16 protein-coding genes are annotated in these 17,316 nt (G+C 55.9%); 14 read left to right on the top strand and 2 right to left on the bottom strand.

The window, feature by feature from the left end; all coding sequences use genetic code 11:
- The first annotated feature begins 348 nt into the window (after positions 1 to 348).
- From ACFQW4_RS11265 to cheZ, 6 genes are all read left to right on the top strand, one after another.
- Positions 349 to 2,010 carry a methyl-accepting chemotaxis protein gene (locus tag ACFQW4_RS11265; RefSeq protein ID WP_377725347.1) on the top strand — a complete coding sequence of 554 codons (1,662 nt, stop codon included), beginning with the start codon at positions 349 to 351 and terminating at the stop codon, positions 2,008 to 2,010.
- A gap of 226 nt (positions 2,011 to 2,236) precedes the next feature.
- Positions 2,237 to 3,913 (top strand): methyl-accepting chemotaxis protein, encoded by a 1,677-nt coding sequence (locus ACFQW4_RS11260; protein ID WP_137385648.1) that lies wholly within the window; start codon positions 2,237 to 2,239, stop codon positions 3,911 to 3,913.
- Positions 3,914 to 4,016: 103 nt separating this feature from the next.
- Complete coding sequence (gene cheR / locus ACFQW4_RS11255) at positions 4,017 to 4,892, top strand: protein-glutamate O-methyltransferase CheR (RefSeq protein WP_101764604.1); 876 nt, start codon at positions 4,017 to 4,019, stop codon at positions 4,890 to 4,892.
- A complete protein-coding gene (locus ACFQW4_RS11250) occupies positions 4,889 to 5,938 on the top strand; it encodes a chemotaxis response regulator protein-glutamate methylesterase (RefSeq protein WP_008102868.1) in 1,050 nt (349 codons plus the stop codon). Before cheR ends, ACFQW4_RS11250 begins: the two co-directional genes overlap by 4 nt.
- 39 nt (positions 5,939 to 5,977) lie before the next feature.
- Positions 5,978 to 6,367, top strand: coding sequence for a chemotaxis response regulator CheY (gene cheY / locus ACFQW4_RS11245; RefSeq protein WP_008102871.1), 390 nt, complete (start codon positions 5,978 to 5,980; stop codon positions 6,365 to 6,367).
- Positions 6,368 to 6,376: 9 nt separating this feature from the next.
- Positions 6,377 to 7,018 carry a protein phosphatase CheZ gene (gene cheZ, locus ACFQW4_RS11240; RefSeq protein WP_101764603.1) on the top strand — a complete coding sequence of 214 codons (642 nt, stop codon included), beginning with the start codon at positions 6,377 to 6,379 and terminating at the stop codon, positions 7,016 to 7,018.
- Positions 7,019 to 7,146: 128 nt separating this feature from the next.
- Here the strand turns inward: cheZ and ACFQW4_RS11235 are convergent, their stop codons facing one another.
- Positions 7,147 to 7,965, bottom strand: a complete 819-nt coding sequence (locus tag ACFQW4_RS11235; protein WP_110865995.1) for a DeoR/GlpR family DNA-binding transcription regulator — start codon at positions 7,963 to 7,965, stop codon at positions 7,147 to 7,149.
- Positions 7,966 to 8,341: 376 nt separating this feature from the next.
- Here ACFQW4_RS11235 and ACFQW4_RS11230 point away from each other — a divergent pair, with 376 nt between their 5' ends.
- From ACFQW4_RS11230 to ACFQW4_RS11195, 8 genes are all read left to right on the top strand, one after another.
- Entirely contained in the window at positions 8,342 to 9,139 is a 798-nt protein-coding gene (locus ACFQW4_RS11230; RefSeq protein ID WP_377725342.1) for a GolD/DthD family dehydrogenase, read from the top strand.
- Between the two features lie 63 nt (positions 9,140 to 9,202).
- Positions 9,203 to 10,138 carry a D-ribose ABC transporter substrate-binding protein gene (locus ACFQW4_RS11225; protein WP_101764600.1) on the top strand — a complete coding sequence of 312 codons (936 nt, stop codon included), beginning with the start codon at positions 9,203 to 9,205 and terminating at the stop codon, positions 10,136 to 10,138.
- A gap of 42 nt (positions 10,139 to 10,180) precedes the next feature.
- Positions 10,181 to 10,792 carry a DUF2291 family protein gene (locus tag ACFQW4_RS11220; RefSeq protein WP_110865997.1) on the top strand — a complete coding sequence of 204 codons (612 nt, stop codon included), beginning with the start codon at positions 10,181 to 10,183 and terminating at the stop codon, positions 10,790 to 10,792.
- A gap of 9 nt (positions 10,793 to 10,801) precedes the next feature.
- A complete protein-coding gene (locus ACFQW4_RS11215) occupies positions 10,802 to 12,322 on the top strand; it encodes a sugar ABC transporter ATP-binding protein (protein WP_354465995.1) in 1,521 nt (506 codons plus the stop codon).
- A gap of 20 nt (positions 12,323 to 12,342) precedes the next feature.
- Positions 12,343 to 13,410: an ABC transporter permease gene (locus ACFQW4_RS11210; protein ID WP_192233609.1), complete on the top strand. Its 1,068-nt coding sequence runs from the start codon at positions 12,343 to 12,345 to the stop codon at positions 13,408 to 13,410.
- Positions 13,411 to 13,421: 11 nt separating this feature from the next.
- Complete coding sequence (locus tag ACFQW4_RS11205) at positions 13,422 to 14,219, top strand: glucose 1-dehydrogenase (protein ID WP_101764596.1); 798 nt, start codon at positions 13,422 to 13,424, stop codon at positions 14,217 to 14,219.
- A 32-nt stretch (positions 14,220 to 14,251) separates the two neighbouring features.
- On the top strand, positions 14,252 to 14,374 hold the full coding sequence (locus ACFQW4_RS11200) for a hypothetical protein (protein ID WP_377725339.1): 123 nt from the start codon (positions 14,252 to 14,254) through the stop codon (positions 14,372 to 14,374).
- Between the two features lie 321 nt (positions 14,375 to 14,695).
- Entirely contained in the window at positions 14,696 to 16,132 is a 1,437-nt protein-coding gene (locus ACFQW4_RS11195; protein WP_192233611.1) for a YchO/YchP family invasin, read from the top strand.
- Between the two features lie 90 nt (positions 16,133 to 16,222).
- On the opposite strand, the gene ACFQW4_RS11190 is transcribed toward ACFQW4_RS11195, so the two are convergent.
- Entirely contained in the window at positions 16,223 to 17,296 is a 1,074-nt protein-coding gene (locus ACFQW4_RS11190; RefSeq protein WP_280923195.1) for a porin, read from the bottom strand.
- Positions 17,297 to 17,316 lie beyond the last annotated feature (20 nt).

Here is a 17,316-nt window from a genome sequence, read left to right as displayed (position 1 = left end):
TTACGTAATGACATGGTATCTCTCGCATCCCAGGACATAAGCGACTCCATAAACGGGTTCTTATGCCTTAGTTGTAAGTGTCTACCATGTCCCCGAACAAGTGTTCACCATGTCCCCGGACTGTACAGTGGGAGAGGGTTAGGGTGAGGGACAACCCGCACCACCCAATGCGCCTTTATCGCTCACCCGATAAAGGCGCATTTTTTTTACTGTTAATTTCTTTAGTTATAAAACACTGCAATCATGCGTAAACGCAGAGTTTTAATTCGTAAAGTAGCTTAAGCACCCTGAAAAATTCAGATTGCCGGTCGATAACTGGGGGAGCCGAAACGCATCCCTGGAGATCCCATGTTAAAACGAATCAATGTAGTGACCAGTTTAATCGCCGTATTGCTGGTGTTTGGCGCTTTACAATTACTGTCGGGTGGCCTGTTCTGGTCCGCCTTACAAAAAGATAAAGAGGCGTTTGCGGTAGCGCAGATCTCCTCCAACAACGTTGGCGCGATGTCAGACGCCTGGATTGAACTGAACCAAACCCGCACCGTACTCAACCGCGCCATGTTGCGTATGCAGGGCACCATGGCCGCGCAGTCGAATGGCGGTCAGCTGAGTGCCTTAATCGCCCAGACGGAAAAACAACTCAATGTGGCTGCCGGCCACTATCAACGCTACTACGACTTGCCAGCCACGCCGGGCTTGCCAGACGCGTTGCGCGATAAGCTGGAAGCGAACTACGCCGCTTTCAACGACGGGTTGAAAGCGATGCTGGATCGCCTGAAAGCCAACGATCTGCAAGGCATGTTTGCGCAGAACATCGAAGCTAAACAGGTCGCGATGAAAGCCACTTACGAAGAGTGGCGGACGGAGCAAAGCATATTGGCGGCAGAAGGCGTGGCGCAGAATCAGCGCGCCTTCCACACCATGATGTGGCTGCTGGCGTCGGTGGCGCTGGTGGTGATTGCGGTGATCATTGGCTGCTGGTTCGGCCTGCGTAGCGTGCTGATTCAGCCGCTGCATCAGCTGCTGGCGCATATTCGTCATATTGCTGCGGGCGATCTCACACAAAATATCGTGGTGGAAGGGCGCAATGAAATGAGCCAGCTGGCGGGAAGCCTGCATGAGATGCAGCAGTCGCTGGTCAGCACCGTGGGCAATGTACGTGACGGTTCCGATGCAATTTTCACCGGCGCCAGCGAAATCGCCGCCGGGAATAACGATCTGTCGGCGCGCACTGAAGAGCAGGCCGCCTCGCTGGAGCAGACGGCGGCCAGCATGGAGCAGCTCACCGCGACGGTGAAACAGAATGCCGAGAATGCGCGTCAGGCGTCGCAGCTGGCGCTGAGCGCGTCGGATACCGCGCGCAAAGGCGGCGAGGTGGTCGATGGCGTGGTGCGTACCATGCAGGATATCGCCGGCAGCTCGAAGAAGATCGCCGACATTATCAGCGTGATCGATGGCATCGCCTTCCAGACCAATATCCTGGCGCTGAACGCGGCGGTAGAAGCAGCACGCGCCGGTGAACAGGGCCGGGGTTTTGCTGTAGTGGCCGGTGAAGTGCGTAACCTGGCGCAGCGCAGTGCGCAGGCGGCGAAAGAGATCAAAGGCTTGATCGAAGACTCGGTGAACCGCGTCAACAACGGCTCGCAACTGGTCGGCACCGCCGGAGAAACCATGAATGATATCGTGGGCGCCGTTACGCGCGTCACCGATATTATGGGCGAAATCGCCTCGGCATCGGATGAGCAGAGCCGTGGTATCGATCAGGTGGGACAAGCGGTGACCGAGATGGACCGCGTCACCCAGCAGAACGCCTCGCTGGTGGAAGAGTCCGCCGCCGCCGCCGCATCACTGGAAGAGCAGGCGAGCCGCCTGAGCCAGTCGGTATCGGTGTTCCGCATTCCGCGCGCCGCACAGGCGCAACCGAAGGCGAGCACGGTGCGCCAGATCGCCAGCGCACCGCGCAAAGCGGCTGCCGCGCCGGTGAGTGAGGGTAACTGGGAGACGTTTTAAGTTTTGAGTCGTTTGTCCCTCACCCCGGCCCTCTCCCGTAAACGGGAGAGGGAGACGCCGCCATATGTTAGCTCGATCAATTCCCTCTCCCGCCTGCGGGAGAGGGTTAGGGTGAGGGACAGCGAGCACCCATCAACCCCCCGCTGGTCCAACCCCTGCGAACACACATAAAGATCCCCTCAGAAAAGCCGATAACAGAGGCGATCCGCCAACCAATGAGGTGTTTATGTTTAGTCGTATTCGTGTTGTATCCGGCCTGCTGTGCGTGCTGGCGCTGTTTGCCTTACTGCAGCTGTTCTCCGGTGGAGTGTTCTACTCCACGGTCAAAGCCGATAAAGAAAATTTTGCCTATAACCAGCGTCTTAGCACGCTGCAGCGGGCAATGGGCACCTCATGGGTATCGCTGGTTCAGGCGCGTAACACGCTGAACCGTGCGGGGATCCGTTACCTGCTGGACAGTCAGCAGGCTGGCTCAGGCGCAACCGTGAAAGATCTGGTGGCGCTGGCGAGTGAGGAGTTGAAGCACGCTGATGAGGGTTTTGCCGAATTTAACGCCAACCTGTCTGAAAAGGGCAAAAAGGCCGAGAACGTGCTGACGCTACAGGCCAACTACAACGCCTATCGCGGAGCATTGGGTGAGTTGATCGATTTCCTCAGTAGTGGAAATTTCAAAGGATTTGTCGATCAGCCGACGCAGGGATTCCAGGACAAGTTTGCTAAGGATTACAACGAATGGTTGAGCTACAACATTGTGCTCGCAAATCAGGGCATTGCAGCCAATGAGGCGGCGTACAACCAATCCATCATGCTGGTGGTCGGCACGCTGCTGGTGACCTTGCTGGTGATTGCGCTGGTGTGGAGCGGCATGCGTACGGTGCTGATCCGTCCGCTAAAGCACAGCATCGAGCACATTCGTCACATCGCGCGTGGCGATTTGACGCAGCAGGTGGAGATCACGGTGCGCAACGAGATGGGCGAGCTGCTCACCTCGGTGCAAGAGATGCAGCAAGAGCTGGCGCGGACGGTGCGTACCGTGCGTGACGGTTCCGATGCGATCTACACCGGTGCGAGTGAAATCGCCATGGGCAACAACGATCTCTCCTCGCGTACCGAGCAGCAAGCGGCTTCGCTGGAAGAGACCGCTGCCAGCATGGAGCAGTTAACCGCCACGGTGAAGCAGAACGCCGAAAATGCCCGTCAGGCGTCACAGCTGGCGCTCACCGCCTCGGAGACCGCGCAGCAGGGCGGCAAAGTGGTGGATGGCGTGGTGACTACCATGAAAGAGATCACCGGCAGCTCGAAGAAAATCGCTGACATCATCAGCGTGATCGACGGCATTGCCTTCCAGACCAATATCCTCGCACTGAACGCTGCGGTAGAAGCGGCACGCGCCGGTGAGCAGGGACGTGGATTTGCCGTGGTAGCGGGCGAGGTGCGCAGTCTGGCACAGCGCAGCGCGCAGGCGGCGAAAGAGATTAAAGGATTGATCGAGGATTCGGTCAGCCGTGTCAACACCGGTTCCGTGCTGGTGGAGAGCGCCGGGGAAACCATGACCAACATCGTGAATGCGGTCACGCGCGTCACCGACATCATGGGCGAAATCGCCTCGGCGTCGGACGAGCAGAGCCGTGGTATCGATCAGGTCGGTCTGGCGGTGAACGAGATGGATCGCGTGACGCAGCAGAACGCCGCGCTGGTCGAAGAGTCGGCAACGGCGGCGGCCGCGCTGGAAGATCAGGCCAGCCGACTGAAACAGTCGGTTGCGGTGTTCAATATCGGTAAAGAATTTGTCGTTCAGGCCGTTAACGTATCTACAGCGGCAAAAAATTTGCGTTCCGGCACGCCAAAAGCACTGGCACCGGCAGGCGCACGTAGCACTGACGATAACTGGGAAACCTTTTAATCCTTGTGGCCGCCGCAAGGCGGCCCATGAGAATGGCGCGACTGGCAGCACAGTAGCAACCGCAGTATCACAATTTAAACAGTTTGTTGCCGGGTGACCTGAAATGAAGAAATCGACGTTATTGGATCAAAGTGAAGCGACCACGCTGCTCTCGCAAATGGTGCAGCGGTTACCGCTCTCAGATACGCATTTTCGTCGCATTAGCCAGCTGATCTATCAACGCGCGGGCATTGTGCTGGCCGATCACAAACGCGAGATGGTTTACAACCGTTTAGTGCGTCGTCTGCGCATGCTGAATATTGATGACTTTGGCCGCTATCTGGCGCTGCTGGAGCAAGACCAAAACAGTGCGGAGTGGCAGGCGTTTATTAACGCGCTGACCACCAATCTGACCTCTTTCTTCCGCGAGGCGCATCACTTCCCGATCCTCGCGGATCATGCGCGTAAGCGCACGGGTAACTACAGCGTGTGGAGCACCGCCGCCTCAACCGGCGAAGAGCCGTATTCCATCGCCATGACGCTGGCGGAAACGCTGGGCACCGGCCCGGGTAAATTCCAGGTCCACGCCAGCGATATCGATACCCAGGTGCTCGAGAAAGCCGTGGCCGGCGTGTATCGCCAGGAAGAGCTACGCACGCTATCGCAGTCGCAGCTGCAGCGCTTTTTCCTGCGCGGCACCGGTCCGCATGAAGGCATGGTGCGCGTGCGTTCCGACCTCGCCAACATGGTGAACTATACGCAACTGAATTTACTGGCACACGACTGGGCGTTGCCGGGTCCGTTCGACGCAATTTTCTGTCGCAACGTGATGATTTATTTCGATAAAGAGACGCAGGAACAGATTCTGCGCCGTTTCGTGCCTCTGCTGAAACCCGGCGGTCTGCTGTTTGCCGGGCATTCAGAGAACTTTAGTCAGATCAGCAAAGAGTTCTGGCTGCGTGGACAGACAGTCTATGGACTGAGCAAGGAAAGACGATGAGCAAAATCACCGTGATGTGCGTGGATGACTCTGCGCTGATGCGACAGTTGATGACAGAAATCATCAACAGCCATCCCGATATGGAGATGGTCGCGAGTGCGCCCGATCCGCTGGTGGCGCGGGATTTAATCAAACAGTACAACCCGCAGGTATTGACGCTGGATGTGGAGATGCCGCGCATGGATGGCCTCGATTTCCTCGAGAAGCTGATGCGCCTGCGTCCGATGCCGGTGGTGATGGTCTCCTCGCTGACCGGTAAAGGTTCAGAAGTGACGCTGCGCGCGCTGGAGTTGGGTGCGGTGGATTTTGTCACCAAGCCACAGCTCGGCATCCGCGAAGGCATGCTGGCGTATAGCCAGATGATTGCTGACAAGATCCGCGCCGCCGCGCGCGCCAAGCTGCATGTGCGTGCCTCCACGCCGATGCCGGTCACGTTGAAAGCGGGCCCGTTGCTGAGCAGTGAAAAGCTGATCGCCATTGGCTCTTCCACCGGCGGCACCGAGGCGATTCGCCATGTGCTGCAGCCGCTGCCGGCGACCAGCCCGGCGCTGCTGATTACCCAGCATATGCCGCCAGGCTTTACGCGCTCGTTTGCCGAGCGTCTGAATAAATTGTGCCAAATCACCGTGAAAGAAGCGGAAGACGGCGAGCGTATTCTGCCCGGCCACGCCTATATCGCGCCGGGCGCCATGCACATGGAGCTGGGCCGAAGCGGGGCCAACTATGTGGTGAAACTGAATGACGGTCCGCCAGTGAACCGACACAAGCCATCGGTGGATGTGCTGTTCCGTTCGGTGGCGGTGCACGCAGGACGAAATGCGGTGGGTGTGATTCTGACCGGGATGGGTAACGACGGCGCGGCCGGGATGCTGGAAATGCATCGCGCGGGCGCCTGGACCATCGCGCAGGATGAAGCCAGCTGCGTGGTATTTGGTATGCCGCGCGAAGCGATTGCGATGGGCGGCACCAGTGAAGTGGTCGATTTAGGCCACATCAGTCAGCACATGCTGGCGAAAATTAGCGCCGGACAGGCATTGCGAATTTAACGAGCCCGTCCTGCTGGACGAGACAACACGGGAGTAGATATGGCTGATAAAAATATGCGCTTTTTGGTGGTGGATGACTTCAATACGATGCGTCGTATTGTCCGTAACCTGCTGAAAGAGCTTGGATTCAATAACGTTGAAGAAGCAGAAGATGGCGTCGATGCGCTGACCAAACTGCGTGCCGGTGGCTTTGATTTCGTGGTTTCCGACTGGAACATGCCGAACATGGACGGTCTGGAGCTGCTGCAAACCATCCGTGCTGACGCCACGCTGAACAAACTGCCGGTGCTGATGGTGACCGCGGAAGCGAAGAAAGAGAATATCATCGCGGCCGCGCAGGCGGGCGCCAGCGGCTACGTGGTGAAGCCGTTCACGGCGGCCACGCTGGAAGAGAAGTTAGGCAAAATATTCGAAAAACTGGGTATGTAAGGAGATGTGATGAGCGACCTTCCGAAATCAACCGAAGAAGCCTCGGCACACGACATTATTACCCGTATCGGCTCACTGACGCGCATGTTGCGTGACAGTTTGCGTGAGCTGGGGTTAGACCAGGCAATTGCTGAAGCGGCGGAAGCGATTCCTGATGCGCGCGATCGTCTGGATTATGTTGTGCAAATGACGGCGCAAGCGGCAGAACGTGCGTTGAACTGCGTTGAAGCAGCGCAGCCACACCAGGACCAAATGGAAGCCGGCGCCAACCAGCTGAAAGGCCGTTGGGATGCGTGGTTTGAAAATCCGATTGAACTGACAGATGCGCGCGAGTTGGTTTCGGATACGCGCCAGTTCCTGACTGACGTTCCGGGACACACGTCGTACACCAATAAGCAGTTGCTCGAAATCATGATGGCGCAGGATTTCCAGGACCTGACCGGTCAGGTGATCAAGCGCATGATGGATGTGATCCAGGAGATCGAGCGTCAGCTATTGATGGTGCTGCTGGAGAATATGCCAGAAGCCAACGCCGCGGCGCGTAAAGAGGGCAACAGCCTGCTGAACGGTCCGCAGATCCACGCCAATGCACCCGGCGTGGTGGCGAACCAGGATCAGGTTGATGACCTGCTGGATAGCTTAGGGTTTTAAACACGTTTGCCCTCACCCTAACCCTCTCCCACAGGTGGGAGAGGGAACCGTTCGGGCCTGCATATGGCAGCGTCTCCCTCGCCCGCTTGCGGGAGAGGGCCGGGGTGAGGGACAGCGCGTACCGCACCTTACACCGCGCGCTTCTGCGTCAACGCCGACTGCGCCACCAGTACCTGCACGCCTAACGCCTCAAATGCCGCGACTTGCGCCGGCGAAATGCCGCTATCGGTAATCAGATAGTGAATATGGCTCCAGTCGCACGGCAGCGCGAACATCGACACCTTATCGATCTTGCTGGAATCCGCCACCACATACACGCTGTTGGCTGAATTGATCATCGCCATTTTCACCTTGATATCGGTCTCGCTGGGAAAGCTCAAACCGAGACGCGGTGAGATACAGGCTGTGGCAAGAAACAGCTTCTCCGCCAGCACGTTTTCGAAAAACGAGGCAGCTTTCTCACCTGAAGTCGAAAGCGTCGGGAACTTAAAAGTGCCACCGGTCAGCAAAATATTGATACCCGGCTCGCCACCCAGCTTCAGCGCGATATTCACCGCCGTGGTGATCACCGATAAACGACGAATATGGCTGATCGCCTCGGCAATGGCCGTGGTGGTGGTACCGGAATCGAAAATCACCGTGTCGCCATTTTCCACATGCTGCGCGGCAAGGCGACCAATCGCCTGTTTTTCTTCCAGATGTGTTTGACGCTCCAGCAACATCGCGCCGGTATTCTGCTTGCCGGTCATCAGCGTGGCGCCGCCGTGATAACGCTGTACGTGCCCCTCTTGCTGCAACATGCGCAAGTCGGTGCGAATGGTGGCTTCGGTCAGGCCGAAGGTATCGGTTAGCGCTTTAACCGTGACGGTACCGTCTTCGCGGATCATCTCCAGAATCTTCTCACGGCGCTGCTGCATATCTGCCAGCTGCTCAGTTTTGCTTTTCAATCGAAATGCTCCCTCTTTCCAATCACGGTCGGGTTTCGCCAATAAGGAAACCCGAGCTGATTTTACTCTGCGATTTGGCCATTTGCGAGGTAGCTTCCAGAAACATTCATTTTCGAATGAAAATCATCATTTGCTATGCGATTGATTTCGCAGAAAGCCGTCAGCAGCTCGCTCCATGTCCTGAAGGCGTTGAATTGTGCAAATTCAACAAAATCATCAAGATAATTTTTATTGCTGCAATTTGTATGAAATTTGATCTTCTCCACAAACCATTATTAATCGATAGCTTATATTTTTGTTCGAAAATGATATTTGTAAAAACGATAACCCGGCCAGCAATAACCAGCGCCGCCGTACACCATTATGGAGAGAGACGATGAGTGGGGAATATGATGTTAACCTGCGCTACGGCGTGAACATTGAGCAGGATTTAACCGGCAAAGTGGCGGTAGTCACCGGCGGGCTGGGCGGGATTGCGATGGCCAGTAACGCCATGCTGCTGGAGAAGGGCGCACGGCTGGCGCTGCTCTATCCGCCATTCGAAAGTGACAAAGTGGCTGGCGTGCAGGATCAATTTGCTGGTGATCGCGTGCTGCTGGTGTGCTGCGACGTGACCGATCCGGCCTCAGTTGAAGCGGCATTTGATCGCGTCGAACAGCATTACGGTCAGATTGATATCCTGGTGAACTGCGCGGGCTACGTGATGTTGCAACCGGTGTTAGAAACCGATTTTGCCGAGTGGCAGAAGCAGATCGACGTCAATCTCACCGGTCCTTTCCTCTGCTCGCAGGCGGCCGGTAAACGCATGGTGCGCGCCGGTAACGGTGGAAAAATCATCAACATTGCGTCGCAGGCCGCCTCCATCGCTATCGACAACCACGTTGCTTACACCTCCGCCAAAGCCGGTCTGCTCGGCATGACCAAAGTGATGGCCAAAGAGTTCGCTCCCTATCGCATTAACGTCAATACCTTATCGCCCACCGTGGTGCTGACGCCGATGGGTGAAAAAGCCTGGCGCGGTGAGAAGGGCGAGCAGATGAAAAAGCTGATCCCGCTGGGACGCTTTGCCTATACCGACGAAATCGCCGCCGCGGTGCTGTTCTTCGCCAGCAACGGCAGCGACATGATCACCGGCGCAGATTTGATGATCGACGGTGGCTTTACCATCTGGTAAGCCGCGCCAACACCAGAACGGCTGACCCTGCGTGACCCACTATAACAATGAGAGAACCTCACCATGAAAAAACGTACCCTGCTGTTAACTGCTATTGCCAGTTGCCTGATCTCCCAAGCCAGTTTCGCTGCCGATAAAGGCACCATCATGATTCTGGTGAACTCGCTGGATAACCCGTATTACGCCTCCGAAGCCAAAGGTGCCAACCTCAAAGCGCAGGAGCTGGGCTATAAAACCAGCGTGCTGTCGCATGGCGAAGATGTGAAAAAGCAAAGTGAACTGATTGATGCCGCCATCGGCAAAAAGGTGCAGGGCATCGTGCTGGATAACGCCGACTCCACCGCCAGCGTCGCCGCGATTAAAAAAGCCAAAGATGCCGGCATTCCGGTGGTGCTGATCAACCGCGAAATCCCGGTGGATGACGTGGCGCTGGCGCAGATCACCCACAACAACTTCCAGGCCGGCTCCGACGTGGCAAACGTGTTTGTGGAGAAGATGGGGGAAAAGGGCAGCTACGCGGAACTCACCTGTAACCTTGCTGACAACAACTGCGTCACACGCTCCAAATCCTTCCATCAGGTGCTCGACCAATATTCCGATATGAAAAGCGTGGCGCGTCAGGATGCCAAAGGCACGCTGATTGACGGCAAACGCATCATGGACAGCATTCTGCAGGCGCATCCGGATGTGAAAGGCGTGATCTGCGGTAACGGTCCCGTGGCGCTGGGCGCGATTGCAGCTCTGAAAGCGGCAGGCCGTAACGACGTCATCGTGGTCGGCATTGACGGCAGCAATGATGAACGTGACGCGGTGGAAAAAGGGGATCTGAAAGCCACGGTGATGCTGCAGGCACAAGCCATCGCCGCACAGGGCGTGACCGACCTCGACAACTTTATTCAGAAAGGCACCAAGCCTGAGAAGCAGCGCGTGATGTTCCGCGGCATTCTCATTACGCCAGACAACGCCAAAGGCGTGCAGGACTTTAACTTCAAGTCGTAATCAATGCGGTGCGCCCGTAGATCGGGCGCCCAGGAGAATGTGATGCACAGACGACTCTGGTTACTGCTTCCTGTCGTGATCCTTAGCGGTTGCCGCATTGTGTCGCAGCAGGAGCTGGCCGACCTGAAAAATCCTCCCAATCCCAAAATGGGCAATATTGCCCAAACGTGGCAACAGAAGCTGGTACCGCAAGTTCAACATGATGCGAAGCCGGTGGCCGAGTTATTGAATGCGCTGAAATCCGCCAAAGATTTTGATAGCGCTTGTAAAACATACGGCTATCGCAGTCAGGATGAGAACCCGTGCGTGTTCAGTGTCAACGTGAGCGGTGAAATCACGGCGGTTAACACCACGTCGCGTAACGGTCGGATGACAGTGAAAGATGTGTCCGGTGACACTGTCACGGTGCAGGTTGGCCCGATTTTTCCCGGCACGGTGTTGCGCGATGCCTACAAAGGTGCCAGCTATCAGGACTTTAACGATCAGGTGCTGTTCGGCGATTACAGTCGCGCGATCAATCAGCAAGCGGCGAACATGATGAGTGCTTTCAAGCCCAAAGTGGGTGACAAGGTGCAGTTGGCTGGCGTGTTTAGCAGCTTTGATACGCCGGAGCAGGTGCCGAATGTGACACCAGCGGCGATTACACGTCAGTAAGGAGCGGATATGCAACAGCCTCAACATGACGTGATTATTGAAACCCGCAACGTGTCGCGCATCTATCCCGGCGTCACCGCGCTGGATCAGGTCAATTATCGCGTTTATCGCAACAAAGTTAACGTGCTGATTGGCGAAAACGGCGCGGGCAAATCCACCATGATGAAAATGCTGGCGGGCGTGGAGATCCCGTCATCCGGCGAGATTCTGCTGGACGGCGCAGCGGTGTCGCTGAGTTCCACGCATCAGGCGGAAAAACAGGGCATCAGCATTATTTTTCAGGAGCTGAACCTGTTTCCCAACATGAACGTGATGGACAACATCTTCATGGCCAATGAGTTTTTCCAGCGCGGCGTGATCAACGAGAAGTATCAATATTCGCTCGCCAAAGCGCTGCTGGAACGGCTGGAACTGGATGTCGATCCCTACGCGCCGCTGGCTGAACTCGGTATCGGCCATCAGCAGCTGGTGGAGATCGCCCGCGCGCTGTCCAAGGACACGCGTGTATTGATCATGGATGAACCGACCAGCGCACTCAGCCAGTCAGAAGTGAAAGTGCTGTTCAACGTCATCGACCAGCTTAAACGGCGCGGCGTCACCATTATCTATATCTCACATCGGCTGGAAGAGCTGATGGAGATTGGCGATCACATCACCATCTTCCGCGACGGACGCTTCATCAGCGAACGCGAAGTCCGCGACGCCTCGATTCCGTGGATCATCGAGCAGATGGTGGGCGACAAGAAGAAACACTTCGATTATCAACCGGCGACGCAGGGTGAAACGGTACTCACCGTCAACGGGCTGACCGCGCTGCATCAAAACGGCGGTTACAAGCTCAATGATGTCTCTTTCTCGCTGCGAAAAGGTGAAGTGATTGGCATCTACGGTTTGCTGGGCGCCGGGCGCACCGAGTTGTTCAAAGGGTTGATTGGCATGATGCACTGTCAGTCGGGCAGCGTCAGTCTGAACGGCGAAGCGCTGGAGAAGCGCAGTTTCCAGCAGCGACTGAAAAAAGGTATCGCGCTGGTGCCGGAAGATCGTCAAACCGAAGGCGTGGTACAGCTGATGTCTATCACCGCCAACATGACGCTCAGCGATCTCAGCCTGCGGGGTTTCCGCCGTTGCTGGCGCAAGCTCAATCCGCACAACGAGCAGCGGCGCGTGGATGAAATGATTGGCCATCTCGCCATCAAGGTCAGCGATCCCGAGCTGCCGATCACCTCCTTAAGCGGCGGCAATCAGCAAAAAGTGGTGCTGGGCAAAGCCCTGATGACCGGGCCGCAGGTGGTGCTGCTGGATGAGCCCACGCGCGGCATTGATGTGGGGGCAAAAACCGATGTTTATCACCTGATTGGCAACCTGGCGCAGCAGGGATTGGCGGTGATGTTCTCCTCCTCCGAACTGGATGAAGTGATGGCGCTGGCTGACCGCATTCTGGTGATGGCGGATGGTCGCATCACCGCCGATTTACCGCGCGCGGCGGCCACGCGCGAAGCCCTGATTAGCGCCTCAACGCCACACGATTGAGCCCGCTGGAGAGTAAAACGATGAATCAAAAATACCTGATCTACATGTATCTGCTTAAGGCGCGTACCTTTATTGCCTTGCTGATCGTGGTGAGTTTCTTCAGCTTTATGGTGCCTAACTTTCTCACCACCTCCAACCTGCTGATCATGACGCAGCATGTGGCAATTACCGGCTTGCTGGCGATTGGCATGACGCTGGTGATTTTGACTGGCGGCATCGATCTTTCGGTGGGGGCGGTGGCGGGCATATGCGGCATGGTGGCGGGTGCGCTGCTCACCAACGGCGTAACGCTGTGGGGCGGCAACGTGCTGTTCTTCAACGTGCCCGAGGTGATTCTGGTGGTGGCGCTGTTCGGCGTGGCGCTGGGATTGATTAATGGCGCGGTGGTGACGCGACTCGGCGTAGCGCCGTTTATCTGTACGCTCGGCATGATGTACGTGGCACGCGGCGCCGCGCTGCTGTTCAACGATGGCAGCACCTACGCCAACCTTGTCGGCACGCCAGCGCTGGGTAATACCGGCTTCGCCTTGCTCGGTTCGGGTTCGATATTGGGCGTGTATATCCCGATATGGATGATGCTCGGCTTCCTGCTGCTGGGGTTGTATCTGACGCGTAAAACACCGCTGGGTCGTTACATCTATGCCACCGGTGGCAACGAATCGGCGGCGCGCCTGGCAGGTGTGCCGATCATCAAGGTCAAAGTGTTTGTCTACGCCTTTTCCGGCTTGTGTGCCGCGCTGGTCGGTTTGATTGTGGCGTCGCAGTTGCAAACCGCGCACCCGATGACCGGCAACATGTTCGAGATGGACGCCATCGGTGCCACGGTGCTGGGCGGCACGGCGCTGGCGGGCGGACGCGGTCGCGTATCAGGCTCGATTATCGGTGCTTTTGTCATCGTGTTTCTCGCCGATGGCATGGTGATGATGGGCGTCAGCGATTTCTGGCAAATGGTGATTAAAGGCTTAGTGATTGTCACTGCGGTGGTGATCGACCAGTTCCAGCAAAAATTACAAAGTAAGGTGGTGCTGCTGCGCAGACATGAAAAAAAGCAGCAATCGGCCGCCCTGCCTGAAGCGACACATGGATAACAGGAGGCAATATGACACGCGATTTTAGTGGAAAGACGGTGGTGATTACCGGCGCCTGCCGCGGCATTGGCGCGGGCATTGCAGCGCGCTTTGCCCGCGACGGGGCGCGTTTGGTGATGGTGTCGAATTCGGAACGCGTTTTCAGTACCGCGCAGGCCATCGAACAGCAGTTTGGCAGTGAGGTTCTGGCGCTGCAGGTCGATGTTACCGATGAAACGGAGGTGCAGCAGCTTTATCAGCAGGCGGCTGAGCGCTTTGGCAGCATTGATGTGTCGATTCAGAATGCGGGGGTGATCACCATCGATCGTTTCGATGCGATGCCCAAAAGTGACTTCGAGAAGATCCTCGCGGTGAACACCACGGGCGTGTGGCTGTGCTGCCGGGAAGCGGCGAAATATATGGTGAAGCAGGGCAGCGGCAGCCTGATCAACACCTCGTCCGGTCAGGGACGGCAGGGTTTCATTTATACGCCGCACTATGCCGCCAGCAAGATGGGCGTGATCGGTATTACCCAGAGCCTGGCGCTGGAGCTGGCGCCGTGGCATATCACGGTGAATGCTTTCTGTCCGGGCATCATCGAGAGTGAAATGTGGGACTACAATGATCGCGTGTGGGGCGAGATCCTCAGCAGCGATAAAAAGCAGTATGGCAAAGGCGAACTGATGGCCGAATGGGTGGAAAACATCCCGCTTAAACGCGCAGGGCAGCCGGAAGATGTCGCTGGCTTAGTGGCTTTCCTCGCCTCTGACGATGCGCGCTATATCACCGGGCAGACCATCAATGTGGATGGCGGTTTAATCTTTTCCTGATAGTTCGCTGTTGGGTCGCCATTGATGGCGTAATGCTAAACACTAAGCCTCATGACCGCACCTTCCGTAGCGGCGTGATTTATCGCGCAATGCATTGCGTAATGCCGATCACTAAAGCGCTGTATCAAATCTCCGCACCTTCCGTAGCGGCGTGATTTATCGCGCAATGCATTGCGTAATGCCGATCACTAAAGCGCTGTATCAAATCTCCGCACCTTCCGTAGCGGCGCGATTTATCGCGCAATGAATTGCGCCGCTACAATGTGCGCGCTCAATGATTTGAGAGGCCATCTCTTGATGGGCAAGCAGGGCACAACATATTGCGTCGCCTGCTTACCTACATTCTGATTTTTTCGTTTTCTTCCTTAATCGAAACCAGACATGTCCGGCACTTGCATCAGAATATGCTAGGGTAGACTTATGCAGTTTTGTGAGCCACCTCTAATTCTGAACCGGGTCGAACCCTATTTTTAGCTATGTTATTTACTTTGTTATCACCCAAAAGCGTGCGTTATCTCTCTGGTTTTTCACTACTTGCCGCATCCGCGCCTGCGCTGGCGTTGATCTCTGACACAAAACTCGCCGATGCGCCGTTTAGCGATCCCACACGTTTCCAGAAAATGGCCGATCAGTTGCCTGCATTGGGTTACCAGGATGAAACGGAAGCGTTCAACAAAAAACTGGCGACCATTGCCAAAAGCATTGGTGAAGCCAGCCAGAACAGTACGGACGACAATGCCCTTGGCCAGCAGGCTGGGCTGTGGGCCTTTAACCATTTCCGCGATGAAGTGGGCAATCGACTGGTTGATGAAGGCCAGTCGCTGTTGTCACCGTATGGCAATGCTCAAATCGATTTCAATGTGGATATGGAGGGCAATTTTGCCGGCAGCGGTGCGTCGCTGCTGACACCCTGGGCGGATAACTATCGCTATCTGACCTTCAGTCAGGTCGGCTTTCATCAAACTGATGATGGGCTGGTCGGCAATGCTGGCCTCGGGCAACGTTGGGTGGCAGGAAAATGGCTGCTGGGCTATAACGGTTTCGTCGATCGCATGTTCAGCAGTGGCCTACAGCGCGCTTCGCTGGGGACCGAAGCATGGGGCGATTATCTGCGCTTCTCCGCCAACTACTATACGCCGCTGTCGGGCTGGCAGGATCGCAATCCCTTCCAGCAGCAGCGCATGGCGCGCGGCTATGATTTCACCACCCAAGGCTATTTGCCGCACTATCGCCAACTCGGTGCGTCAGTAAGCTGGCAGCAATATCTGGGCGATAACGTCGATTTGTTTAGCTCCGGCAACCGCTACCATAACCCATCGGCGTTGACCTTTGGCGTCACCTACACGCCGGTGCCGCTGGTGACCTTATCCGCCAGCCATAAAACCAGCGACAGCGGTGAGAGCCAGGATCAGCTCGGCTTGCGTCTCAACTATCGCTTTGGCGTGGCGCTCAGCCAGCAGCTGAGTCCGGATAACGTAGCGGCGGCGCACTCACTGCGCGGCAGTCGCTACGATAACGTGACGCGCAGCTATACGCCGGTGCTGGAATATCGCCAGCGTAAAACGCTGTCGGTGTTTCTCGCTACGCCGCCGTGGCAGCTGAATGGCGGAGAAAGTTTGCCGCTGAAACTGCAAATCCGCAGCACCAATCCGATCGCTAAAGTGATGTGGCAGGGCGATACCCAGGCGCTGAGCCTGACGCCGGGAGCCAATCCCAACGATCCGCAGGGTTGGAGCGTGATCCTGCCCGCGTGGGATAGCTCGCCGGGTGCGCATAACAGTTATCGCTTGTCGGTGGTGTTAGAAGACAGCAAACAGAATCGCGTCACTTCGAACGAAATCGTCCTGCAATTGCAACCGCCGTTCTCACTGGATCAGGGCGATGATGATCGCTTTGATTTGATGGCGCCGTAATCGCCTCGCACCAATAAAAAAGGGCAGCTTTCGCTGCCCTTTGCGCATATTCAGCCGACACTAGCCGAACAGCCATGAGGGTATTGCCACTTAGAACTGGTAAATCAGACCCACAGCGGTGACATCATCAGAAGCGATGCCCAACGCATTATCATCTTTCAACAGGTTGATCTTGTATTCAGCATACACAGACATGTTTTTGTTGAAGTAGTAGGTTCCACCTACAGCGACGTATTTGGTGAGATCGACATCACCAATATTTTCAATCTCTTTGCCTTTCGATGAAACATAGCCGATTGAAGGACGCAGTCCGTTAATGAACTGATACTGCGCAACGGCTTCAAAGTTAACGGCTTTGTTAGCGAAGCCACCAGTGATTGGGGTTGCGTTGAGCGTTTCGCCGTACATGGTTGCCAGGTAAATCTGGTTAGCATCGTATTTCAGGCCCGCAGTCCAGTGCTGTGCTTTCTCGCCTTCGCCACGTAAGGCCTGGTTCTGCGTATTGGTACGATCCAGGCTCGCGTAAGCGCCAACCAGGCTCAGACCGAAATCGAAATCATAAGAAGTGGAGAGCGCGAAGCCATCACCATTCGAACGGCGTACGGCAACGTTTGCATCGTTACGATCGTTTTTACCTTCGTACTGTGCAGCAACGTTCCAGCCTTTCACCAGACCGAAGAAATCTTTGTTGCGCCAGGTCAACACGCCACCTGAGCGGCTAGACAGGAACCCATCAGAGTAACCTTGATCGCCACCAAAGAAGGGCAGCATATCGGTGTAACCCAGCACGTCATAAATCAAACCGTAGTTACGACCGTAATCGATCGAGCCGAACTGACCAAACTTCAAGCCAGCAAAGCCCAGGCGGGTTCTGTTACCGCTGTTGGCATCGCTGCCTTCAGAGTTGCTCAGGCTGTACTGGTACTGCCATTGACCGTAGCCGGTCAGTTGATCGTTGATCTTGGTTTCGCCTTTAAAACCAATACGGGTATAAGACGAGGTATCACCATTTGACCCTTCGTTATCGGAGAACAGATGCGAGACGTTAATTTTGCCAGTCAGGTCCAGCTTGTTGCCATCTTTGTTATAGATTTCGGCGGCCTGAGCCGAAGAAAGTCCCAGCAGTAAAGGCATCACTGCTGCCAGTAAGGAGCGCTTCATCATTTAATTTTTACCCTGTGATA

Source organism: Pantoea sp. GCM10028869, from assembly GCF_042666835.1.
GTDB classification, from domain to species: domain Bacteria; phylum Pseudomonadota; class Gammaproteobacteria; order Enterobacterales; family Enterobacteriaceae; genus Pantoea; species Pantoea leporis.
The sequence above is the reverse complement of the archived record's forward strand: the minus strand, read 5'-3'. Positions and strand labels throughout refer to the sequence as shown.